This is a genomic window from Pseudomonas sp. NPDC090201 (assembly GCF_044746825.1).
Lineage (GTDB): Bacteria > Pseudomonadota > Gammaproteobacteria > Pseudomonadales > Pseudomonadaceae > Aquipseudomonas > Aquipseudomonas putida_AD.
Genome location: NZ_JBIVCX010000005.1, coordinates 199,492 through 220,776 on the forward strand (window position 1 = coordinate 199,492; position 21,285 = coordinate 220,776).

Here is a 21,285-nt window from a genome sequence, read left to right on the forward strand (position 1 = left end):
GGGGAGCCCGATTGTTTTTGTTGTCTGGACGAACGCCTGTGGTGGCACGTTCGTTCGGTTGGAACTCATTTTTGTAGGAGCGCGCTTGCCCGCGATTGCAGCGTGTCAGTCAACATCGCAGCGTCTGACAAATTTCATCGCGGGCAAGCGCTTCTACAGGATCAAACGGTCACCCTGAGTCAGGCAGGCAGATTCTCGGGGGTGGGATGCAGGTCGCAGTTGCGCCCGGCCTTGGCCACTTGCCCCGGCATTGCATGGCCCAGCAGCGCTGGCAGGCGCCGGGACATCTTCAACAGGTGCGGCAGGTCGATGCCGGTCTCGATGCCCATCTCCTCGCACATGTTCACCAGATCCTCGGTGCAGATATTCCCCGAAGCCCCCGGCGCGAACGGACAGCCACCCAGGCCGCCCAGCGACGCATCGAAACGCCGCGCACCGGCCTCATAAGCGGCCAGCACGTTGCTCAGCCCAAGGCCTCGGGTGTTGTGGAAATGCAGGGTCAGTGCCGAGGCCGGAATGCGCGTCAGCACGCGCTGCACCAGGCGATGGACCTGACGCGGGTTGGCCATGCCGGTGGTGTCAGCCAGGGAAATGCCCTGCATACCCAGCTCCAGATACGCATCGACGATCTGCAGCACGCGGTCTTCGTCGATCTTGCCTTCGAAGGGGCAGCCGAAGGTGGTGGCAATCGAACCGTTGAGGCTGACCGACGAGCCCGCCGCAAACGACACCACATCGGCAAAGGCCGCCAGCGACTGCTCGCAACGCATGCGCATGTTCGCCAGGTTATGAGTCTGGCTGGCCGACATCACCAGGTTCAGTTCGTCTGCAGCGGCCTCGATGGCCCGCTGCGCGCCGCGCAGGTTGGGAATCAGCGCCACGTAGATCACGCCCGGATGGCGACGGATGCCACGAAACACTTCGTCACCGTCGCGCAGGGCCGGGATGGCCTTGGGCGAAACAAAAGAACCGGCCTCGATGCGGCTGAAACCGGCCAGAGAAAGCTCATCGATCAACGCGATCTTGTCAGCGGTCTCGACCCAGGTCGGCTCGATCTGCAAGCCGTCTCTGGGGGAAACTTCCTGAACGATCAGGCGTTCGGAAAAATCGGTAATCATTGCACCACCCCTTGGGATTTGAGTTGCGCGATATCGGCGCCGGTCAGCCCCAGATCGCCCAGTACGCTGTCGGTGTGCTGGCCCAGTGCGGGCCCTTGCCAGTTCACCGAGCCCGGCGTCTCGGAGAGTTTGGGTACGATGCCCGGCATCTTGACGCTGGCGCCGCCCGGCAGCTGCGCATCCAGAATCATCTCGCGGGCCTGATAGTGCGGGTCCGCCACGATGTCGGCCACGTTATAGATACGTCCGGACGGCACTTCGGCCTGCTCCAGCACCTGCAGCACTTCATCGATCGGCAGGCTGGACGACCAGGCGCTGATGGCGGCATCGAGCATGTCGCTCTGCGCGGCGCGGCCATCGTTCTGCGCGAATTCCGGCGCTTCGGCCAGGTCAGGGCGGCCGATGGCGTGCATCAGGCGCTTGAAGATCGGGTCGCTGTTGCCGGCGATCACCACATAGGCACCATCGCTGGTCGGGTAGGTGTTGGACGGCGCGATGCCCGGCAGGGCGCCACCGGTGCGCTCGCGAACGTGGCCGAGCATGTCGTACTCCGGCACCAGGCTTTCCATCAGGTTGAACACGCTCTCGACCAGTGACACATCGACGATCTGCCCATCGCCCTGCCCGGTCTTCACCCGCAGCAGCGACATCAGCGCGCCCATCACGGCGTGCATCGACGCCAGCGAGTCACCCAGGCTGACGCCCACGCGCGCCGGTGGCGAACCGGGAGTGCCGGTGGTGTAGCGAATGCCGCCCATGGCCTCGCCGATGGCGCCAAAGCCGGGACGGTCGCGATAAGGGCCGGACTGGCCGTAGCCGGAGATACGCACCAGCGTCAGTTTTGGATTCAGGGCATGCAGGACATCCCAGCCCAGGCCCAGCTTTTCAAGAGCGCCCGGACGCAGGTTTTCGATCAGCACGTCAGCGCTCTCGGCCAAGCGTTTGACGATGGCGATGCCTTCAGGTGACTTGAGGTTCAGCGAAAGAGATTTCTTGTTGCGCGACTGCAGGTACCACCACAGCGAAGTGCCTTCATGCAGCTTTCGCCATTTACGAAGGGGATCGCCCTGCCCCATCGACTCGATCTTGATCACCTCGGCGCCGAACTCGCCCATCAGGCGTGCAGCGAAGGGCGCGGCGATCAGTGTGCCGATTTCAATCACGCGCACACCGTTCAGGGGGCCTGTCATAGCGGATACCTCAAGTGTTTCTTGGAATTTGAACCAAGACTAGAGGACCGGCGTTCGGCAAATCCAACCGTTTGTTGGCAAGTGTCGTTCGCGAAACGCGAACGCTAGGTCGCGTGGCGCTGGAGATGCTCGAACAGCAGGGTGCTGACCGGAGAAAGCGCATCCTTGTCCCGCACCACTAGAATCAACGTGCGCTGCGCCCACGAGTCGCTCAGGGACACGGCCGTCAGGCCCAGTGGCACGCCCAGCAATTCGAACGCCTTGCGGGGCAGCACGCCGATGCCCATGTTGGCCTGGACCATCCGGCACATGGCGTCGAACCCCGGCACATGGATACGCACGCGCAACGGCCTGCCGTGGGATCGGGCGGCGGTATGAGTGCGCATGTTGATCGAGCTGGCGGCGTGCAGGCCGATGTAGTCGCTGCCCAGGGTGTCTTCGAAAGCCACCTGTTTCAGGCTCGCCAGCGCATGGTCGGCCCGCATCACCACCACCAGTTGGTCCCGGCGGTAGGGCACGCTGTACAGGCCTTGCACGTCGGTGTCTTCGGAACAGATGCCGATGTCGGCCACGCCGTCGATCAGGCCCTGGACCACGCCGGTGCTGGGCCGCTCTTCGAGGTCAACCTTGACCCGTTCGTGGTGGGTGGTGAAATCGTGCAGGTCTTCGGGGAGAAACTGGATGATCGCCGACAGGTTCGCCAGCATGCGCACATAGCCGCGCATGCCTTGCAAGTGCTCATCGAGCTCAAGCCCCATTTTCTCCAGGTCCGAGAGCATGCGCCGGGCGTGGTGCAGCAGCGTCTCGCCGGCAGCCGTCAGGGTCATGCCCTTGGCGTTGCGCAGGAACAGGCCGATGCCCAACACCTCTTCCAGCTCCATCAGGCGCTTGCTCGCCGCCGACACGGCAATGGCCTCGCGGGCTGCGGCGCGGGTGAGCGTGCCTTCTTCATACACCGCAACGAAGAGTTTCAGGGTAATCAGGTCGAGGCGGCGAATGAGGTTTTTGTGCAGCATGCAGGCACTCTCGATGACGAAGCTGGCTGACAACGCGGGGCCAAGAATACACGCAAACCGTCGCAGGGAACCTTGCAAGGCAGGCTTGTCTGAGTCTTGGGCAGCGCGCATCGCCTGTGTTTGCAGCGATGCCGACAGATTGGGGGCCACGCCCCCTCCCCGAGCACGTCACCATCGAGTAACGTATAGGCATGTCTGACGGGGTTTCGCCATCTTGAGCCGGCGATCCGACCCGCAACCCGCAACACGAGAGAAGGCCCTACCGTGCATAACGTCCGATTGATCAAATATGTCTGGACCCACCAGACCCCCGAGATCTCCTCAGAGTGGTCCAAGCTTCTGTATGAGGTCGAGTTGCCGTTCGTCCCGTTCCACGGCCTGAACATTCAGTTGCCGGACCAGCGCGCCTGGCGCATCCGCGATGTGGAGTGGAACGTCGAGGAACAGACGTTCCGCTGCCATATCGAGGATCAGTTCATGAACCTGCTCGATGTCGATGATTCCTACGAGGACTGGATCGACATGCTGCTTGAATGCGGCTGGGAAATGAGCGGGCGCTACACTAATGAACACAACAAGACCTGATACCACTTTGCCTGGCTGCCATGAAACGGATTTCCTGCTGTACCCGCGTCGCGATTCGGGCGCTCCTGGCGTGGTCGTCGATTACCTGTGCCGCGCCATCGGTTGACCTGTACGTCCCCGAAGCCCCTCCCCTGACCATGCTGACCGTGGGCGATCAACATGGCATCGTCGGCGATATCGCCCTTAAAGCCATGGCATCGGCAGGGTACTCGGCCAATACGCTTTCACCTCCCTGGCCCCGCGCGCAACGGGAAGTCAGCCAGGGCAAGGACCTGCTGATCGCCCCGCTGACCCGCAATCAGAGCCGGGAAGCCAACTACACCTGGATCGCGCCGATTCTGACGATGGACCGAGCCTTTTTCAGCCTGGATCGTCGGGTGGAGAGCTTCGACGAGGCCAGGAAGATTTTCAGGCTGATCGCGGTGGGCATCGGCACCGCGCAGGAAACCCGGTTGCGCGAGGAAGGCTTCGCCGACTCGCAGATCTATCCCCTGAAAATCGGCGAGAACCCTGCGCAGATGCTGCTCAAGGGAAGGGTCGATGCGTGGTTCAACGGGGTGCCGGAGAGCCGTTACATCTGGCAACAGCTGACTGATCGCCCGCTGGTCATGAGCCGCGTGGTGATGACTGCCAACCTGTATCTGGCGTGTTCGAAGGATTGCGATCCGCAGATGGTCAGCCGGCTCAGGGCCGCGATTGATACGCTGGAGAAAGACGGGACGATAGACAGGGTCGAAGCGCAGTACACGAAAGGCTTGCCGGTGCGCTGAACAGCGCACCCGGTCGCTGTAGGAGCGCGCTTGCCCGCGACAGCGTCAGACCAGTCACCCAGGGGTGTCAGAACAGACGCCATCGCGAGCAAGCTCACTCCTACAGGTATGTGATTCGACGAGGACGCCCGCGCCGTTCATGTCGATCAAGGAAGCAGAATCACCTTGTCCGTGCTGCCCTGATTCACCTCTGCATAACTCGCCAGCCCATGCTGCAGCGAGACCTCGACCAAACCTGTCGGCAGCGGCAACGAACCCTCGTCGAACAGCGCGCCGAACTGCTCCAGCATCCGCGCACAGGCTTCGACGCTGTACAGCAGCGAGTTGATCCCCACCACCGAGCCACCCTTGCGATACAGCGCCAGCGCCGGCAACTGCACATGACCATCCACGGGCGCGGCGATGATCGCGATACGGCCGAAAGGCGCCAGCGCCTGCACCGATGGCGGCAGCCAGAAACCGGTGGTGTCGAAGATCACGTCTGCGCCGCCGGCGAACACCTCGCTGACCTGGGCCGACAGCTCTTCAGGCTTGCCCAGCAGAATGGCCTCGAAGCCCTGCTCTTGAAGCGCCGCGACCTGCTCCGGACGGCGCACCGCCGCCAGTACCTTGGCCCCGCGCACTTTGGCCAGGGCGATGGCCGCGCTGCCGACCGCGCCGTTGGCACCTATGACCAGCAGGCGCGTATCGGCATTCACGCCGCTGCGCTCCAGCGCATCCCAGGCCGTGGTGTAAGGCACACCCAGGCTGGCGGCCTGCACGAAGCTCAGGGACTTGGGCTTGAGCGCCACGCCCTTGGCCGACAGGGTGATGTAACCGGCATGGGAGCCGTTGCGGGAGAAACCGATCTGGTTGCCCGTGCCCCAGACTTCCTTGCCGATCAGTTCCTGTGGGCCGTCTACCACAACGCCAGCGAAATCCCGGCCGGGTACGCGGGGCAGCGTGGTGTAGGGGAAACGCCCCAGTACGTTTTTCACGTCGCTGGGGTTCAGGCCCGCCGCCTTGATCTGCACCAGGACCTCGCCTTCGGCGGGGATCGGCTTGGGCAGATCGACGACTTCCAGTGCAGCCAGATCGCCAGTTCGGGAAAATTGCAGTGCTTTCATGGTGTTCACATCCGAAGAGAAAAACGGTTCGCGGTTCGCGTCAGGAAATCAGGTTGGCAACCAGCTGCCGGCCCATGGGCCAGAGCTTTTCGCCCGCCTGCATGCCCAGCAATCCCACCAGCGCGACCAGGGGCGGCGCCGGTGAACGGAAATCCAGCGCGCCGTAGAGCAGGCCGACGGCAATGCCGATTGCGAGGGAAATGATGTAGCTCATGATGAACTCCGGTGCCAAAGGCGATGACCAGAGTGTATGCAGAGCCAGCGCACCGTACCGGCCAAGTGCTTCTGAATTTCGGACAGACCCGCCCCGTAGCAGTCCGGCTTGCCGGCGGGGCGATCTTGAGGACGCCGACGCCGGCAAGCCGGACTGCTACGGGGGATGGATGCAATTCACAGGCACACCACCAACCCTGTGGGAGCGGGCTCGCCCGCGATTGGCCGGGGCAGGTGATGGATATGTTTCGGATGTACCGGCCTCTTCGCGGGCAAGCGCGCTCCTACAAGGCCGTAGCAGTCCGGCTACGGGGTATCCAGGGTAACGGGGTATTGCGTCGGCGCCATTCCCAGCTCGCGGCGGAACATGTCGCTGAAACTGCTGGGCGAGTAGCCCATGGAGCGGGCGATGGTGCTGACCGGAACGCCCTGAATGATCTCGGCCACCGCAGTAGCCAGTTGCACCTGCCTGCGCCACTCGGCGAAGCCCATGCCCAGCACGCCCTGAAACAGCCGCGACAAGGTCCGCACGCTGGCCCCGGCGTTCTCGGCATGCTGCTCGAACGACACATCGATGGAAGGCTCGATCATCACCGCCTGACAGACATTCATCAGCCGCCGGTCGCTCTCGTCAGGCATCGGCACCTTGAGCAGTGAACGTCGGGCGCGCTTAAGCTCCAGCAGCGCCAGATTGACCAGCGCCTCGTAGTAGGCAGAATCCTTGTCCTCTTCAGCCACCAGATTGACGATCAACTCGCGCAGCAGACGCGCCACCTCCAGCACCTGAACCGTCGGCTCCAGGGTCTGCGCAAGCGCCGGGCGCAGGTAGATATTGCGCATCTCAAGGTCCGAAACCACGCGGATCCCGTGGGGCACACCCGGCGGCAACCACACCGCGCGCTGGGGAGGCACGACCAGTGCTTCACTGGGCGTCTCGACCCACATCACGCCTGACATCGCATACAGGACCTGCCCCCATTCATGCTCATGGGGCTCGATGTACAGGCCACGAGGGTAAGTACGCGAGACCCGTTGCACGGGAACGGCGGTGTCAGTGAGATCGGGCGGGGCGGCGATGGCCATGATGGTGACCGGTACGAATCTAAAGACGCAATGTTAGCGGCTAGATCCCCAGCCCCGCCACCTGCACCAGCCCGGCATCCACCAACCGCTGCTCCAGCGCTACCAGGTCCGGCACCTTCGCGACGGTATCCCCGACTTGCACCGCCGCCAGTTCAAGCTCGCTGAGCGGCACATCGACGTAACTCAACTGATTGTCGAGCTTGCACGAGCGCGGGATGCCCTGGGTCAGCAGCGCGATGAACTTGAGGTCCGGCCGCCCGCCCAGTGCATTGAGGACGACGATCCGTGCACGGCCACCCACACGGGCGCGGCTGCCGCACGCGGCTTCGAAGCTCAGCAGCGGCAGGCTGCGGTTGCGCCAGTTGATCGGCCCCAGGTACCACTGGGGCGCGGCAGGGTCGGCGATGCTGTCCTGATAGTCGATCAGCTCGGCCACGGCCACGTTGGGCAGCAGCAGACTGCGGTCGCTCAAGGGAATGAGCAAGCCGGTAAGACTGGTCAGGCGAGCGGCCTGGGTGGTGCCGTCAGACATGGACCTGGCTCCAGTGGGCGATGCTCTCAAGCAACGCCGCCTCTTGATAAGGCTTGCTCATGTAGTCGTTCACGCCGAGCGCCATGGCGCGATCACGGTGCTTCTGGCCGGAGCGCGAAGTGATCATGATGATCGGCAGGTGCTTGAGCGATTCGTCCGCGCGGACCTTGCTGGCGACCTCGAAACCGTCCATGCGCGGCATTTCGATGTCCAGCAGCATGACGTCCGGTGTGTGTTCCTGCAGCAGGGCCATGGCATCGACCCCGTCCTTGGCGGTCACCACGTTCATGCCGTTGCGCTCCAGCAAACGCCCGGTGACCTTACGCACCGTGACCGAGTCATCCACCACCATCACCAGCAAAGGCCGCGCCTGTTCAGCTTCGACATAGGGCGTCGGCGTCTGCCCGGAAACGTGCAGCGCCAGCAATCGCGAATGGAAGCGGCGAATATGGGCGAACAGGTCGAGAATCAGCACCACCCGGCCATCACCCAGGATCGTCGCGCCGGACACACCCGGCACCGTCGCGAACTGCGCCCCGAGATTCTTCACCACGATTTCCCGCGAGCCCGCCAGCGCATCCACCTGCACCGCCACCCACTGGTCATGCACATGCACCAGCAGCACCGGCAGCGGTTGGGTCTGGCCGATCAGTCGGGGCGGCTGGCCGTTGTTCAGCAGTTCGCCCAGGTAACGCAATTCATAGCTGCGCTCGCCGTATTGATAACGGGGCGGCGCCGACTGGTAATAGGCCTCCAGCTCGCTGGGCAAAACCCGCACGATGCCTTCGATGCTGTTCAGCGGCACGGCGTACTGCTCTTCACCGCATTGCACCATCAATGCGCGATTGACCGAAACCGAGAACGGCAGGCGAATGCGGAAACGCGCGCCCTGCCCCGACTTCGAATCGATGACCATCGAGCCGCCCAGTTCCTTGACCTCGGCGTGCACCACGTCCATCCCCACGCCACGCCCGGAAATCTGGGTGATGGTTTCAGCGGTGGAAAACCCCGCCTGCAGGATGAACTGCAAGGTGTCGTGCTCGCTCAGTTCGGCATCCGGGCTGATCAGGCCACGCTTGATCGCCTTGCGCCGCACGGCTTCGAAGTCGACCCCCGCGCCGTCGTCGCTCATCTCGATGACGATGTCACCGCCTTCGTGGGCCAGGCTCAGGGTGATGTGGCCGGTTTCCGGCTTGCCCTTGGCCTGGCGTTTTTCGCCGGTTTCAAGGCCGTGGTCGATGGCGTTGCGCAGCATGTGCTCCAGCGGCGCGACCATGCGCTCCAGCACGTTGCGATCCATCTCGCCTTCGGCGTTGATCACATCGAAGCGGACTTTCTTGTTCAGCTCGTTCGACACCTGCCGCACGATCCGGCGCAAGCGCGGCACCATTCGCTCGAACGGCACCATGCGCGTGCGCATCAGGTTTTCCTGAAGCTGGGTGTTCACCCGCGCCTGTTGCTGCAACAGGGTTTCAGCTTCGTGGGCGCGGGTGTCGAGGGTTTCCTTGAGGTCCATCAGGTCCGAGGCGGACTCGAACAGCGCCCGGGACAGCTGCTGGAGCTGGGAATGGCGATCCATCTCCAGCGGGTCGAATTCTTCATAGCCCATCTGCTCGGCCTGCCGGTCGCGGCTGAGAATCCGGCCCTGAGTTTCCATGTCCAGACGCCGCAGTTGGTCGCGCATCCGTTCGATGGTGGTTTCCATCTCGGCCAGGGTCACCTGTGCGTCGCTGACCTGCTGTTCGATGCGCCCGCGAAAGATCGAGGTTTCCCCGGCCAGGTTGACCAGGTCTTCCAGATCTTCGGCAGGCACCTTGACCATTTCAGGCCCGGGGCGCTCGGCATCGGGATCTGCCGCAGGCGTTGCAGGCTCGGAAACAGGCGGCGCCACGGCCAGCGGCTCTTCAGCGGGTTTGCTGACAACCTCCTGAATTGCACCCGAGGACGAGTAGTGGGAAATGCTGTCGATCAGCAACGCGGGGTTGGGCAACGGCTCGTAGCCGCGCACCGCATCGACCATGTCGGCGAGCATGTCGTGGCCGCTTTGCAGAAGGCCGTTGAGCAAGGCACTGTTCTTCAGCGACCCGCTCGAAAGACCCTCGTACAGCGACTCAAGCTCGTGGGCCAGGTCACCGATGGGCGCAATCTCGACCATCCGCGCGCCACCCTTGAGGGTGTGCAGGTCGCGCAGCAGGTTCTCCACTTCGACGGTGTTCTGCGGGTCGGCCTGCCAGCGCACCAGCGCGGCACTGGAGCTTTCGATGATGTCGTCGGCTTCTTCGAGGAAGATTTCCAGCAACTCGGGATCGCGCTCATCCAGCGGCTGGATCATCGACCCGACGTTGCGCGCTTCGCCTTCCTGGGGCAGCACATAACAGTTGTTCTGGCGAAACTCGCGAATCGCCGCGATCAGCGCTTCCGGGTCAGCCAGTTGCGCCCGGTTCTGCAACTGTTCGAGCATCAGCGCCAACGCGTCGTGGCTATCCACCAGCAGGTCGGCCAACCGGGACGAATAGCTGCAACGCTTGTCGGTCAGCGCTTCGTAGAGGGATTCCAGCTCGTGGCCCAGATCGGCCACCGGCCCGATTTCCGCCATCCGCGCGCCGCCCTTGAGGGTGTGCAGGTCGCGTTGCAGGGAAGACAGCGGCAACGGATTGTCCGGGTCGGCCAGCCAGCGTTGCAGGGCCTGGCCCGCGCCTTCGAGGATGTCGACGGCCTCTTCGAGGAAGATGTCGACGATTTCCTGATCCAGCCCATCCTGAGGCGCTTGCGTGCTCGCGAGGCTGTCGGTGGCCTGACTCAGTTCGGTGACCTCAGTCGCCAGGCCGCCATCGCCCTTGATGACGCCCATGGCATCGGGGTCCAGCCCTTCTTCCAGCAGATCGCGCAGCGCCTGCACACGCTGCGGACAAGGCTGCACCTGCTGCCCGGCCGCTACCTGGTCGAGCATGTTGATCAGTTCTTCATGGGCATTTTCCGCCTCATGGAAAAACCGCTCGCTGACCGCAAGGCTGCTCTCTTCCACCGCGCCGTACAGGTCCAGCAGCGCCTCGCACAGTTCGTCCACCTGAGGCAGATCGGCCATGTGCGCACCGTGACCGAGCATGGTCAGCTCGTCGAGCAGTGCGTTGAGTTCCTGGCGCTCGCCGGGGTGTTGCCGCCAGCGTTTGAGCAGGCTTTCGGCGTCCAGCAGGATGTCCATGCCTTCGGCCAGAAAACTTGCCAGTAATTGCGGATTGCGACGACTGCGCAGGCCGTTCTTGTCGTCATTCAGGACATCGGCCATGCGCGCCGCCAGCAACGCTTGAGCGTCAGAAATGAGCGTCGAAGCCCCTTCGATCGGCATCAGCGGGTCGATTCTCAGCTGTGCCAGGCCTTGGTAAAACAATGGCGGTGCCTGGCGCAACAACTCAAGTTCCGGCGCGCCGACGGCGATCTGGTTGGTCTTGTACTCGCGCACCAGCGTGTCCAGCGGCGTTGCCAGCTCTGCCATCGGCAGCACGCCGGCCATGTAGGCGCTGCCTTTGAGGGTGTGCAGCGCACGCAGCAGTTCGTCGCTGAAAATGGGCGATTCGTCGCCCTCGCTCATGTCCAGATAGCGGGTGAAGGTGTCGAGGTGGGTCTGGGCTTCCTGGCGGAAGATTTCCAGCAATTGCGGATCGAAGCCTTCGTCTTTCGGCTCTGGAGTTGTCCTGGTGGCCACCGGCTCAGGCTCGACCCGTTCGCCCTGGGCCAGCGCGTGAGCGCGAGCGGCCAGCAGGTCAACGTCGTCGCGCTGGCGCTGGACGTCTTCGGCAAAGTCGCGGATCACGTCCGGCAACAGGGTTTGAACGTCTGTCAGCAGTTGCCGGACCTGTTCATCCGGCGTGACGCTGCGTTCCAGCACGCGGTTGAGCAGGTTTTCCACCGCCCAGGAAAGCTCGCTCAGCACCAGGGCCCGCACCATGCGCCCACTGCCCTTGAGGGTGTGGAATGCACGGCGGATTTCACTCAAGGCAGAGGAATTTTCGCCATCGGCCAGCCAGCGCGGCAGGTATTCGTGCAGCGCTTCGAGCACCTCGTCTGCTTCTTCAAGGAAGACGTCGCGCAGCTCGTCGCCCACCGGCGGCTCGTCCTTGGGCGGCGGCAGCAGGCTGGCGGGCACGTGCCGGGCCGGCGGGTTGACCTTCGACAAGGGGCTGGCCAGCACCTCGGCGAGGCTCTTGCTCGGGCTGACCAGCGCCTGGCGGTCATGCAGTTCGTTCAACTCGTCGTCGCTGATGACCTGTTCAAGCACTGGCACTTCGACGGCTTCGGCGGCCGGCGAATAACCCAGCCGGGCAAGGCTTTCCTGGGCCAGGTCCAGCACATGCTCGCCCGGCGCTTCCGGATCCTCGGCCATGCGTTCGAGGTAATACTCGATGCCGATGATGACATCGGCCAGATGATCCAGCTGGGAAACCGCAGGCTTCTGCTCGCTGCCCAGCAAATGGGTGACGATGTACTCGTTGCACGCCGCCAGCAGGCTGGAGGCGCGGGCCAGGGGAATCATCGCCAGCGCGCCACGCACCTGAATCAGTTGCGCAGACAACGGCGCCAGACGCTCGCGGTTAAGGCCACCATCGAAGTAATCGTCGATCACGTCCTTGGCCTGTTGCAACACGACCCGCGCTTCCTTGATCACCAACTGGTGAATCTGGCTCAGGTCGGTGGTGGGCAACCGGCTTTCTTCCGGGCTGCTCTGATCCACCGTCCCGGCCATGCCAGCCAGTGTGGCCTCGACGTAGAGCAAGGCCCCGGCGACGTCCATCAGTGTCGGATCGCTGGGCTCGCGCTGCCCTTGAGCCATGCCCTGGACCACGGTCAGTTGATCGATGATGACCTTGCGCGGCTGGCCGAAACCCAGCACCGCCAGGGTGTCGGCGATCTGTCGCAGCGGCGGCAACAGGCTGTTGAGTTCGCTGACGTGCTGGCGATCGCCGCGCACGAAGACGTCGAGCCGTTCCTTGGTGCGCACCAGTTCGTCGCACAGGGCGATGATGACCGAGCGCATCGCATCGCGGTCCGGCCCAGCCATGCGTGCGCGCTCTTCATCGACCAGCGCGCTTTCCGGCAAGGCTTCGGCGAGCCCGTAGTCGTCCTTCAAATCAATCATCCTCTGGGCCTGGCTGTCTGACTTTGCGATGTAAAACAGCAGGCTTTTCAGCAGTTCGTCCGGCGCCGGCTGGTTGATGCCGGCAATGCCCTGTTCCAGCAGGCGCTTGAGTTCCTTGTCGGCATCCTTGAACAGACTTCGCAGCGCCGGACTGTTGGTGAAGTTGCCGTCGGCCATGGTCTCGGACAGTGCCGAAGCGATGCGCCACAACGGTTCGAGCGGCGCGCCCTTGCACAGCGTTTCGAGGCGGGTGAAGACTTTACTCATGTAACCGAGCTGGGTCTGCACATCCTGCTCGCGCAGCAGCCCGACCAGCGCAGTTTGCAGGGTGTGTCGCAATTTTCGCAGTTTGGCAGGCAACTCGGGGCTGTCGCGCTCGGCCAGGGCATCGGCGCCCAGTTCCGGAATCGACAGGAGTTGCGGGGCAAACAGGCTGGTTTCGGTGAGCAGGCTCTCGCCACGGGCGCTGCGCAGGTCGTTGAGCAAGGGCAGCACCACCAGCGGCAGGTCACGGCGGGCCGAATGCACGCGGTCCAGGTACACCGGCAACTGGCTCATGGCCTGGTTGAGCAACTGCACGGCCTCGGCTTCCTGGGCCACGTGGCCTTGTTGCAGGGCGAGCGCCAGTTGCTCGATTTCCTCGGCGAACAGGGCCGCGCCGTAGAACTCGATGATCTGCAGGCTGCCGTGCACCTGATGGATGAAGTCCAGGCAGACTTCCAGGCTCGACGGGTCATGGGGGCGCGCGACAAAGGCGTCCAGCGCCTGCCGGGCGTGCTTGAGGGTTTCGGCTATTTCGCCCTTGACCCACTCCAGGGCCACGTAGTCGTGACGGTCAGCCATGCTGGCTCCAGTTGCCCAAATGGTACGGCGTGACGATCAATGCTGATCCCGCGAGGCCGGCAGCGTGAAACCGGACACCGTGCGGCGCATCTCGCTGGCCATTTTCGCAAGGTTGCCCATGCTTTTTGCCGTGGCGGCCGTGCCGGAGGTGGTCTGGGTGGTGGTCTCCTGGATGACGGTCATGGTCGAGGAAATCTGCCGACCCAGCGCCACCTGCTGCTGGGCGGCATTGGTGATGCTTTCGACCAGCGCCGCCAGCACTTTGGAAACCCCTTCGATTTCCTCCAGCGCCACCCCTGCATCCTGCGCCAATCGCGCGCCACGCACCACTTCGGTGGTGGTCTGCTCCATGGAGATTACCGCTTCGTTGGTGTCATTTTGAATCGCACGCACCAGGGTTTCGATCTGCTTGGTGGCCGAGGACGAACGTTCGGCCAGCCGCTGCACCTCGTCCGCCACCACGGCAAAGCCGCGACCGGCATCACCGGCCATGGATGCCTGGATCGCGGCGTTCAAGGCCAGGATATTGGTCTGGTCGGCAATGTCGTCGATCAGGCTGACAATGTCGCCAATTTCCTGAGAGGACTCACCCAAGCGTTTGATCCGCTTCGATGTGTCCTGAATCTGCTCGCGAATGTTGTCCATGCCGTTGATGGTGTTGTGCACCACCTCATTGCCCTTGTTGGCGATCGCCACCGAGCGTTCGGCCACCGCCACCGACTCAGACGCGTTGGCCGAAACCTGCTGCACCGACCGGGACATGTCGTTGACCGCGTTGGACGCCGCCGCGATCTGCAACGCCTGGTGCTCGGACGCCGCAGCCAGCTGGGTCGCAGTGGTCTGGGTGTCCTTGACCGCGCCGAACACCTGTTCAGCGGTGAGGTTGATGGTCGCCACCAGCTCGCGCAACTGGTCGATGGAGTAGTTGATGGAATCAGCGATGGCGCCGGTGAAATCCTCGGTCACCGAAGCGGCCACCGTCAGGTCGCCATCGGCCAGGTCTTCGATCTCATCGAGCAGGCGCATGATCGCGGTCTGGTTGCGTTCGTTTTTCTCGGCGGTTTCCCGCAACTGGCGGTTGGTTTCCCGCACCATCACCAGGCCGATGAGAATGATCGACGCCAGCGCCAGCAGGCCCAGGATGTAGCCGCCGTAGCTGTTGGTGGCGCGGCCTCCGGCCAGGTGCTCGAAGCTGTTGGCCAGTACCGAGGCTTCATCGAGCAGGGTCTGCGACAGGGTGAAGATATTGCTCGACGCCTCGCGCACTTCCAGCAATTCCGGCGAGGTTTCCAGAATTTCGTCTACCGATCCCGACACGAACTGGAACAGCTCGGCGATATCGGCCAGCCGTGCGCGGGCGTCCTTGTCCTCGACCTGGGTGATTTTCAAGGTCGCGTTGCCTTCGAGCATGCCATTGAGCACACGCCCGAATTGGGTGGCGTCGCGGCCAAAGGCGTCGGCAGCCTGGACCGCAGTTTCATCGCCGGACAGCACGGTGTTCACTGCCCCCAGGATGCGCTCGGCCAGCAGTGATTGACGCTGGGCCAGCGCGACCTGGCTGGCGGGGGCGCGGTTTTGCAGGAGAATATCGACAACCTTCTCCGACTCGATCTGCAGTTGCGGAATGGTCTCGGCCAGCGTCGCCGCCACTTGGTGAAGGGACAGCACCGTCTGCTCGCGGGAAAGAATCACATCGGTGCTTTTTCGCAGATTTTCCCAGTCGTTCTGCACTGCTTTCAGTTCATCGGTGACTTCAGCGGGCGCGGCGGGTAACCCGGTGTTCTTGTCGCCCTTCTTCAGGTACTGCCAGCGGGTGTCGAAATCGTTGCGCGAATCGGCCAGCAACTTGAACGCCGCAGCCTTGCCGGTGGCGGCTTCCGAAGCGTTCTTGGCGATACGCTGGGACAGTACGCGCAACTCGCCGGCATGGCCGATGTACTGCTTGTCGTAGTTGGACTGGGTGCTCAGGTACGCGAAGTTGACGAACAGCAGCATGATGAACACGATCAGGCCGACAAACAGCGCGATAATCAGCGAACGGCTGCGAGCGCCTTCAAGGGACTTGCCGGTATTACTCATTTCTCAGGGCTCCGCCCGAAGATCGGTTGTGTTTTGCAGGAGCCGCAGTGCCGGAGTGATTCACAAGGCAACATCCATGAACCCCGGCGACTGCACCAGGGCCCTTGGGCTGAACACCCGCCAGGCCTGTTCGCGCAGGAAGCGGCCCTGGATATAGGGCGAGATGTTCGGCTCGCTGTCACCGGCAAGTTCCGGCATCAGGCTGCGTTCGTTGAAATGCTGCATACCCAGCACCTCATCGACCAGCAGCCCGGCGAATACATCCTGATGATCGATCACCAGCACCCGCCGCTGCTTGCGCACCGCTGAAAGCTCGTGACCGAAGTAAGCGTGCAGGTCCATGACCGGCAGCAGGCGCCCGCGCAGGTTGGCGATGCCCCTGACCCACGGCTTGACGCCGGGAAGAGTGGCGCAACGAGGTTCGTGAAGGATCTCGTCGACCTCGCCCATGGGCGCCACATAGAGGCGCTCGCCCATGCGAAAGCCGATGCCGCTCCAGCCTTGCTGCCGGGTTTCCTGCAACGGCAGGCCGGCAGCCAGCGAGCGGCAACGCTGGTCGATGTCGAGCAGCAGGGCGAAGGCAGTCTGCGACTGGGCCATGAACGCCAGCCGGCCTTAGCCTGCCAGGACCGCGTTCAGGGTTTTCATCAGGGTTTCTTCGTCCACAGGCTTGGTCAGGTAATCCCGCGCGCCCTGGCGCTTGCCCCAGACCTTGTCGGTTTCCTGATCCTTGGTGGTGATCATGATCACCGGGATCATGTTGGTGTCGGCGTCCTTGGTCAGTTGGCGGGTCGCCTGGAAGCCGTTGAGGCCAGGCATGACGATGTCCATCAATACTGCGTCGGGTTTTTCCTGGCGGGCCAGCGCCACGCCATCGGCACCGTTTTCAGCCTTGAGGACTTCATGGCCGTGCTTTTCCAGCATGCCGGTCAGCTTGTACATTTCGGTCGGCGAATCATCGACGATCAGAATTCGAGCCATGGTGCTTCCCCATACAAACAGCCGCCCCGTACGAGGTCGGCATCAAGATAGTTGTTGTTCTACCGCAACGAACTCCGGCACATGCGCCTTGATTGCGCTGAGCAGTTCTTCCCTGCTGAACGGCTTGGTCAAAAACTGATCAGACCCCACGATACGGCCCTTGGCCTTGTCGAACAGGCCGTCCTTGGAGGACAACATGATCACCGGCGTAGACTTGAATGCCCGGTTGTTCTTGATTAACGCACACGTCTGATACCCGTCCAGCCTGGGCATCATGATGTCGACAAAAATGATTCTCGGGTGATTATCGGCAATCTTGGCCAACGCGTCGAAACCATCGACCGCGGTGATCACTTCACAGCCTGCGTTCTTCAACAGGGTCTCGGCGGTGCGACGAATCGTGCGCGAATCGTCGATAATCATCACTTTCAATGGGGCTGAATGCTGTTCCATATCTGCTCTACCATCGCTCAGGCGATTCAGACGGGTTGGCCTTCGGCCTGGCGCGTGGTTCGGTTCGGATCGCTGTATGACAACTGGCATCGCGCTGGATGACGAGCCTTTTTAGCACACTCCCGTGACGCATTCCATAAAGCATATGCGCCACTCTTGCCCCTTGACCCCAAGGCTGCGCAGCGCCACCCTGACGCGTATTTTCAGGCCCGCCGGGCCATTACCGATCAGAGGATATTGCCCATGAGCGTTCGCGTTGGAATTGTCATGGACCCCATCGAGCGCATCTCCTATAAAAAGGACAGCTCGCTGGCCATGCTCCTGGCAGCGCAAGCGCGCGGTTGGTCGCTGTTCTACATGGAGCAGCAGGACTTGTATCAGGTCGCAGGCCAGGCCCGCGCCCGCATGAAGCCTTTGAAGGTCTTCGCCGACCCTGAGCACTGGTTCGAATTCGAAGCCGAAATCGACAACGGCCTGGATGACCTGGACGTGATCCTGATGCGCAAGGATCCGCCGTTCGACATGGACTTCATCTACACCACCTACCTGCTGGAACAGGCCGAGCGCGCCGGCACCCTGATCGTCAACAAGCCGCAGAGCCTGCGCGACTGCAACGAGAAGCTCTTCGCCACCCAGTTCCCGCACTGCACCCCGCCGACGCTGGTGAGCCGCCGCGCCGACATCCTGCGCGCCTTTGCCGCCGAACATGGCGATGTGATCTACAAGCCGCTGGACGGCATGGGCGGCACCTCGATCTTCCGCCATCGCGCCGAAGACCCGAACCTGTCGGTGATTCTCGAAACCCTGACCGTCAACGGCGCCCACCAGATCATGGCCCAGGCTTACCTGCCAGCGATCAAGGACGGCGACAAACGCATCCTGATGGTCGATGGCGAGCCTGTGCCGTATTGCCTGGCGCGTATTCCGGCTGCCGGCGAGACCCGTGGCAACCTGGCTGCCGGTGGCCGTGGCGAAGCCCGCCCCTTGAGCGAACGCGACCGCTGGATCGCCAACGAGATCGGCCCGACCCTGCGGGAAAAAGGCCTGCTGTTCGTCGGCCTGGACGTGATCGGCGAGCACCTGACCGAAATCAACGTCACAAGCCCGACCTGCATCCGCGAGATCGACAATGCGTTCGGCACGGATATCGGCGGGTTGCTGATGGATGCGATCGAGAAGAAGCTCAAGGCGCGCTGAGCCCCGACACTGTAGGAGCGCGCTTGCCCGCGACGACGGCGTATCAGTAACGATTATGTCGCTGACACACCGCGGTCGCGGGCAAGCGCGCTCCTACAGTTGTTGTGGCGGCTGGCTGCCCATTAATCGGCCAACACGCATCAAAGCGAAAGTCCCTACGAACATTGCGTTATCATGCGCGGCCTGAATTTCGCCCAGGGTGGTTTTTTGCAATGCTGGCTCATGCGATACCGGAGCGTCGATGAACGCTGCGGTCAACAGTGATCTCCCGATGGCCCTGACCCGTACCTCCGTGCGCCCGGCTGATCGTCTGGGCTTTACCCTGATGATCGCGGCCCTCGTGCACCTGGCATTGATCCTTGGCGTGGGCTTCACCTATGTGAAGCCGGAAAAGATCAGCCAGACACTGGAAATCACCCTGGCGCCCTTCAAGAGCGACAAGAAGCCCAAGGACGCTGACTTCCTGGCCCAGGAAAACCAGCAGGGCAGCGGCACTCTCGACAAGAAGGCGGTGCCCAAGACCACCGAGATCGCGCCCTACCAGGACACCAAGATCAACAAGGTGACGCCTCCGCCCGCCGCCAAACCGGTGGTCAAGCAGGAAGCGCCGAAGACGGCCGTCGCCACCAAGGCCCAGGCGCCGCAGAAGACTGTCGCCAAGCGGGACGAAGTCAAACCCGAGGAGCCGAAAAAGGCTGCACCGGCGTTCGACAGCACCCAGCTCAACAGCGAGATTGCAAGCCTTGAGGCCGAACTGGCCGATGAGCAACAGGCCTACGCCAAGCGCCCGAAGATCCACCGCCTGAGCGCCGCCTCGACCATGCGCGACAAAGGCGCCTGGTATAAAGAAGACTGGCGCAAGAAGATCGAGCGCATCGGCAACCTCAACTACCCCGAGGAAGCCCGCCGCCAGCAGATCTACGGCAGCCTGCGGATGATGGTGTCGATCAACCGCGACGGCTCTCTCTATGAAGTGCTGGTGCTGGAATCTTCCGGCCAGCCCTTGCTGGACCAGGCCGCCCAGCGAATCGTCCGGCTGGCCGCGCCCTTCGCGCCGTTTACCGGCGACTTGTCGGACATCGACCGCCTGGAAATCATCCGCACCTGGAAATTCGCCCGCGGGGACAAGCTTTCCAGTAACTGACCGACACGCGCCTTTGCGACACTCACCCGGAGGAGCGCGCTTGCCCGCGACGGCGTCGTGTCACCCACATCGAATTGCCAGAAAGATCGCGGTCGCGGGCAAGCGCGCTCCTACAGGTTGTGTGTTGCTACATGAAACCTGACCCGCGTCGCGATTTATCCACCGTCGGGTCGGTTCTGCCAGTTGTCACGACAGCCCTACGGCGCCACACTAGGGCTCATGAAAAACGTACCCGCGACCTACCTCAAGCATCAGTTTCTGATCGCCATGCCCCACATGCACGATGAGAACTTCGCCCAGACCTTGACCTACATCGTCGAGCACAATGCCAATGGCGCCATGGGCCTGGTCATCAACCGACCGCAAAGCCTCTCCCTGGCGGACATCCTTGAGCAGCTTCGCCCGGAATTGCCGCCGCCATCGCGCTGCCAGCACATTCCCATCCATGTCGGCGGCCCCGTCCAGACGGATCGCGGCTTCGTCCTGCACCCCACAGGCCAGGTGTTTCAGGCCACGGTGGACCTGGGCGGCATCTCGCTGTCGACCTCCCAGGACATCCTGTTTTCCATCGCCGACGGCTACGGCCCTGATCAAAATCTGATCACCCTGGGCTATGCCGGCTGGGATGCGGGCCAACTGGAGGCCGAGTTTGCCGCAAATGCCTGGCTGAACTGCGCCTTTGACCCGGCCATCCTGTTCGAACTGGACAGCGAGCAGCGCCTGGATGCCGCCGCCGCCAAGCTGGGGATCAACCTGAGCCTGCTCACAAGCCAGGCGGGTCACGCCTGATGGCCGCACTGCGTCTGCTGCTGGGTTTTGACTACGGCACCAAACAGATCGGCGTGGCGGTCGGCCAGGTGATTACCGGCCAGGCCCGCGAGCTGTGCACCCTCAAGGCTCAGAACGGCGTGCCCGACTGGGACAAGGTCCAGGCCCTGATCAACGAGTGGAAGCCCGACGCCATCGTGGTCGGCCTGCCCCTGAACATGGACGGCACGCCCAGCGAAATGAGCGCACGGGCCGAGAAGTTCTCGCGCAAGCTCAATGGCCGCTTCAACCTGCCGGTCTACACCCACGACGAGCGCCTGACCACCTTCGAAGCCAAGGGCGAGCGCATGGCCCGTGGCGGTCAGCGCGGCACTTACCGTGACAACCCGGTGGACGCCATCGCCGCAGCTCTGTTGCTGCAAGGCTGGCTGGAAGCCAACGGCGCACTTTTTGACACCTGAGCGCCTTACACTGCATCGAATCTGAGTTTTAGCCCTGCCGTCTGCAACCTGCGCGGCGGGGCTCTTGAAGGAGCGACCATGACCCTGCCCAACCCCGCCGAACTGATCAGCCAGATGGCGATCGATCTGAACGCGCACCTGAACAAACGCGGCATCAGCGAACCCCGCTTCATCGGCATTCGCACAGGTGGCGTGTGGGTCGCACAGGCTTTGCTTGAAGCGCTGGGCAGCCAGTCGCCGCTGGGCACGCTGGACGTATCGTTCTACCGCGACGACTTCAGCCAGAACGGCCTGCATCCGCAAGTGCGCCCTTCCGAACTGCCATTCGAGATCGAAGGCCAGCACCTGGTGCTGATCGATGACGTGCTGATGAGTGGCCGCACCATTCGCGCCGCGCTCAACGAGCTGTTCGACTATGGCCGCCCGGCCAGCGTGACCCTGGTGTCGCTGCTGGACCTGGACGCCGCCGAACTGCCGATTCGTCCAAATGTGACCGGGGCCACGCTGGACCTGTCTCCCAACGAGCGCGTCAAGCTGTCCGGCCCGACGCCGCTGACGCTTGAACTGCAAGACCTCTCCACCGATTCCGCCGCCCTTTAAGAGTCCTTTGCG

Annotated in this window: 18 protein-coding genes and 2 pseudogenes; 7 read left to right on the forward strand and 13 right to left on the reverse strand. The window is 62.9% G+C overall.

Going from position 1 to position 21,285, the window contains the following annotated elements; all coding sequences use genetic code 11:
* Window positions 1-179: 179 nt before the first annotated feature.
* The 3 genes from ACIPOO_RS17300 to ACIPOO_RS17310 form a co-directional block, all read right to left on the reverse strand.
* Window positions 180-1,118, reverse strand: coding sequence for a hydroxymethylglutaryl-CoA lyase (locus tag ACIPOO_RS17300; RefSeq protein WP_400608692.1), 939 nt, complete (start codon window positions 1,116-1,118; stop codon window positions 180-182).
* Window positions 1,115-2,308, reverse strand: a complete 1,194-nt coding sequence (locus tag ACIPOO_RS17305) for a CaiB/BaiF CoA transferase family protein (RefSeq protein WP_400608693.1) — start codon at window positions 2,306-2,308, stop codon at window positions 1,115-1,117. Before ACIPOO_RS17305 ends, ACIPOO_RS17300 begins: the two co-directional genes overlap by 4 nt.
* A gap of 104 nt (window positions 2,309-2,412) precedes the next feature.
* Window positions 2,413-3,324, reverse strand: coding sequence for a LysR family transcriptional regulator (locus tag ACIPOO_RS17310; protein ID WP_400608694.1), 912 nt, complete (start codon window positions 3,322-3,324; stop codon window positions 2,413-2,415).
* Between the two features lie 264 nt (window positions 3,325-3,588).
* Here ACIPOO_RS17310 and ACIPOO_RS17315 point away from each other — a divergent pair, with 264 nt between their 5' ends.
* Both ACIPOO_RS17315 and ACIPOO_RS17320 read left to right on the forward strand, forming a co-directional pair.
* On the forward strand, window positions 3,589-3,909 hold the full coding sequence (locus ACIPOO_RS17315; RefSeq protein ID WP_274131630.1) for a hypothetical protein: 321 nt from the start codon (window positions 3,589-3,591) through the stop codon (window positions 3,907-3,909).
* Window positions 3,910-3,929: 20 nt separating this feature from the next.
* Window positions 3,930-4,679, forward strand: coding sequence for a substrate-binding periplasmic protein (locus ACIPOO_RS17320; protein ID WP_400608695.1), 750 nt, complete (start codon window positions 3,930-3,932; stop codon window positions 4,677-4,679).
* A gap of 146 nt (window positions 4,680-4,825) precedes the next feature.
* On the opposite strand, the gene ACIPOO_RS17325 is transcribed toward ACIPOO_RS17320, so the two are convergent.
* The 10 genes and pseudogenes from ACIPOO_RS17325 to pilG all read right to left on the reverse strand — a co-directional run bounded on the left by ACIPOO_RS17325 (window position 4,826) and on the right by pilG (window position 17,103).
* Window positions 4,826-5,785, reverse strand: coding sequence for a zinc-binding alcohol dehydrogenase family protein (locus tag ACIPOO_RS17325; RefSeq protein WP_400608696.1), 960 nt, complete (start codon window positions 5,783-5,785; stop codon window positions 4,826-4,828).
* Window positions 5,786-5,825: 40 nt separating this feature from the next.
* Window positions 5,826-5,999: a DUF1427 family protein gene (locus tag ACIPOO_RS17330; protein WP_081564875.1), complete on the reverse strand. Its 174-nt coding sequence runs from the start codon at window positions 5,997-5,999 to the stop codon at window positions 5,826-5,828.
* A 305-nt stretch (window positions 6,000-6,304) separates the two neighbouring features.
* A complete protein-coding gene (locus tag ACIPOO_RS17335; RefSeq protein WP_400608697.1) occupies window positions 6,305-7,081 on the reverse strand; it encodes an AraC family transcriptional regulator in 777 nt (258 codons plus the stop codon).
* A 40-nt stretch (window positions 7,082-7,121) separates the two neighbouring features.
* Complete coding sequence (locus ACIPOO_RS17340; protein ID WP_274131634.1) at window positions 7,122-7,613, reverse strand: chemotaxis protein CheW; 492 nt, start codon at window positions 7,611-7,613, stop codon at window positions 7,122-7,124.
* Window positions 7,606-10,842 (reverse strand): annotated as a pseudogene (locus ACIPOO_RS17345) (Hpt domain-containing protein); the annotation flags it as partial. The gene ACIPOO_RS17340 and the pseudogene ACIPOO_RS17345, both read right to left, overlap by 8 nt.
* Before the next feature lie 228 nt (window positions 10,843-11,070).
* A pseudogene (locus ACIPOO_RS17350) lies at window positions 11,071-13,590 on the reverse strand (Hpt domain-containing protein); the annotation flags it as partial.
* Window positions 13,591-13,626: 36 nt separating this feature from the next.
* Entirely contained in the window at window positions 13,627-15,669 is a 2,043-nt protein-coding gene (locus ACIPOO_RS17355) for a methyl-accepting chemotaxis protein (protein WP_274131636.1), read from the reverse strand.
* 60 nt (window positions 15,670-15,729) lie between these two features.
* Complete coding sequence (locus ACIPOO_RS17360; RefSeq protein WP_400608698.1) at window positions 15,730-16,269, reverse strand: chemotaxis protein CheW; 540 nt, start codon at window positions 16,267-16,269, stop codon at window positions 15,730-15,732.
* Between the two features lie 15 nt (window positions 16,270-16,284).
* The gene (pilH, locus tag ACIPOO_RS17365; protein ID WP_002551739.1) at window positions 16,285-16,650 is read right to left on the reverse strand and encodes a twitching motility response regulator PilH; all 366 of its coding nucleotides are present in this window, start codon (window positions 16,648-16,650) and stop codon (window positions 16,285-16,287) included.
* 42 nt (window positions 16,651-16,692) lie between these two features.
* Window positions 16,693-17,103, reverse strand: coding sequence for a twitching motility response regulator PilG (pilG, locus tag ACIPOO_RS17370; RefSeq protein ID WP_274131639.1), 411 nt, complete (start codon window positions 17,101-17,103; stop codon window positions 16,693-16,695).
* Between the two features lie 243 nt (window positions 17,104-17,346).
* On the opposite strand from pilG, the gene gshB reads away from it, so the two are divergent.
* From gshB to pyrR, 5 genes are all read left to right on the forward strand, one after another.
* A complete protein-coding gene (gene gshB, locus ACIPOO_RS17375; RefSeq protein ID WP_274131640.1) occupies window positions 17,347-18,300 on the forward strand; it encodes a glutathione synthase in 954 nt (317 codons plus the stop codon).
* Between the two features lie 241 nt (window positions 18,301-18,541).
* Window positions 18,542-19,444 (forward strand): energy transducer TonB, encoded by a 903-nt coding sequence (locus ACIPOO_RS17380; protein WP_274131642.1) that lies wholly within the window; start codon window positions 18,542-18,544, stop codon window positions 19,442-19,444.
* Between the two features lie 219 nt (window positions 19,445-19,663).
* Complete coding sequence (locus ACIPOO_RS17385) at window positions 19,664-20,233, forward strand: YqgE/AlgH family protein (protein ID WP_274131644.1); 570 nt, start codon at window positions 19,664-19,666, stop codon at window positions 20,231-20,233.
* On the forward strand, window positions 20,233-20,673 hold the full coding sequence (ruvX, locus tag ACIPOO_RS17390) for a Holliday junction resolvase RuvX (RefSeq protein ID WP_274131646.1): 441 nt from the start codon (window positions 20,233-20,235) through the stop codon (window positions 20,671-20,673). The genes ACIPOO_RS17385 and ruvX overlap by 1 nt, the downstream gene beginning before the upstream one ends.
* A 78-nt stretch (window positions 20,674-20,751) precedes the next feature.
* Entirely contained in the window at window positions 20,752-21,273 is a 522-nt protein-coding gene (gene pyrR, locus ACIPOO_RS17395; protein ID WP_274131647.1) for a bifunctional pyr operon transcriptional regulator/uracil phosphoribosyltransferase PyrR, read from the forward strand.
* The last annotated feature ends 12 nt before the right edge of the window (window positions 21,274-21,285 follow it).

Coding starts and splice junctions, on each gene's coding strand:
- gshB (WP_274131640.1), top strand. CDS start 17,347: ATGAGCGTTCGCGTTGGAATTGTCATGGACCCCATCGAGCGCATCTCC.
- ACIPOO_RS17385 (WP_274131644.1), top strand. CDS start 19,664: ATGAAAAACGTACCCGCGACCTACCTCAAGCATCAGTTTCTGATCGCC.
- ruvX (WP_274131646.1), top strand. CDS start 20,233: ATGGCCGCACTGCGTCTGCTGCTGGGTTTTGACTACGGCACCAAACAG.
- pilG (WP_274131639.1), bottom strand. CDS start 17,103: ATGGAACAGCATTCAGCCCCATTGAAAGTGATGATTATCGACGATTCG.
- ACIPOO_RS17335 (WP_400608697.1), bottom strand. CDS start 7,081: ATGGCCATCGCCGCCCCGCCCGATCTCACTGACACCGCCGTTCCCGTG.
- ACIPOO_RS17305 (WP_400608693.1), bottom strand. CDS start 2,308: ATGACAGGCCCCCTGAACGGTGTGCGCGTGATTGAAATCGGCACACTG.
- ACIPOO_RS17310 (WP_400608694.1), bottom strand. CDS start 3,324: ATGCTGCACAAAAACCTCATTCGCCGCCTCGACCTGATTACCCTGAAA.
- pilH (WP_002551739.1), bottom strand. CDS start 16,650: ATGGCTCGAATTCTGATCGTCGATGATTCGCCGACCGAAATGTACAAG.
- ACIPOO_RS17380 (WP_274131642.1), top strand. CDS start 18,542: ATGAACGCTGCGGTCAACAGTGATCTCCCGATGGCCCTGACCCGTACC.
- ACIPOO_RS17325 (WP_400608696.1), bottom strand. CDS start 5,785: ATGAAAGCACTGCAATTTTCCCGAACTGGCGATCTGGCTGCACTGGAA.
- pyrR (WP_274131647.1), top strand. CDS start 20,752: ATGACCCTGCCCAACCCCGCCGAACTGATCAGCCAGATGGCGATCGAT.
- ACIPOO_RS17330 (WP_081564875.1), bottom strand. CDS start 5,999: ATGAGCTACATCATTTCCCTCGCAATCGGCATTGCCGTCGGCCTGCTC.
- ACIPOO_RS17360 (WP_400608698.1), bottom strand. CDS start 16,269: ATGGCCCAGTCGCAGACTGCCTTCGCCCTGCTGCTCGACATCGACCAG.
- ACIPOO_RS17340 (WP_274131634.1), bottom strand. CDS start 7,613: ATGTCTGACGGCACCACCCAGGCCGCTCGCCTGACCAGTCTTACCGGC.
- ACIPOO_RS17300 (WP_400608692.1), bottom strand. CDS start 1,118: ATGATTACCGATTTTTCCGAACGCCTGATCGTTCAGGAAGTTTCCCCC.
- ACIPOO_RS17355 (WP_274131636.1), bottom strand. CDS start 15,669: ATGAGTAATACCGGCAAGTCCCTTGAAGGCGCTCGCAGCCGTTCGCTG.
- ACIPOO_RS17320 (WP_400608695.1), top strand. CDS start 3,930: ATGAAACGGATTTCCTGCTGTACCCGCGTCGCGATTCGGGCGCTCCTG.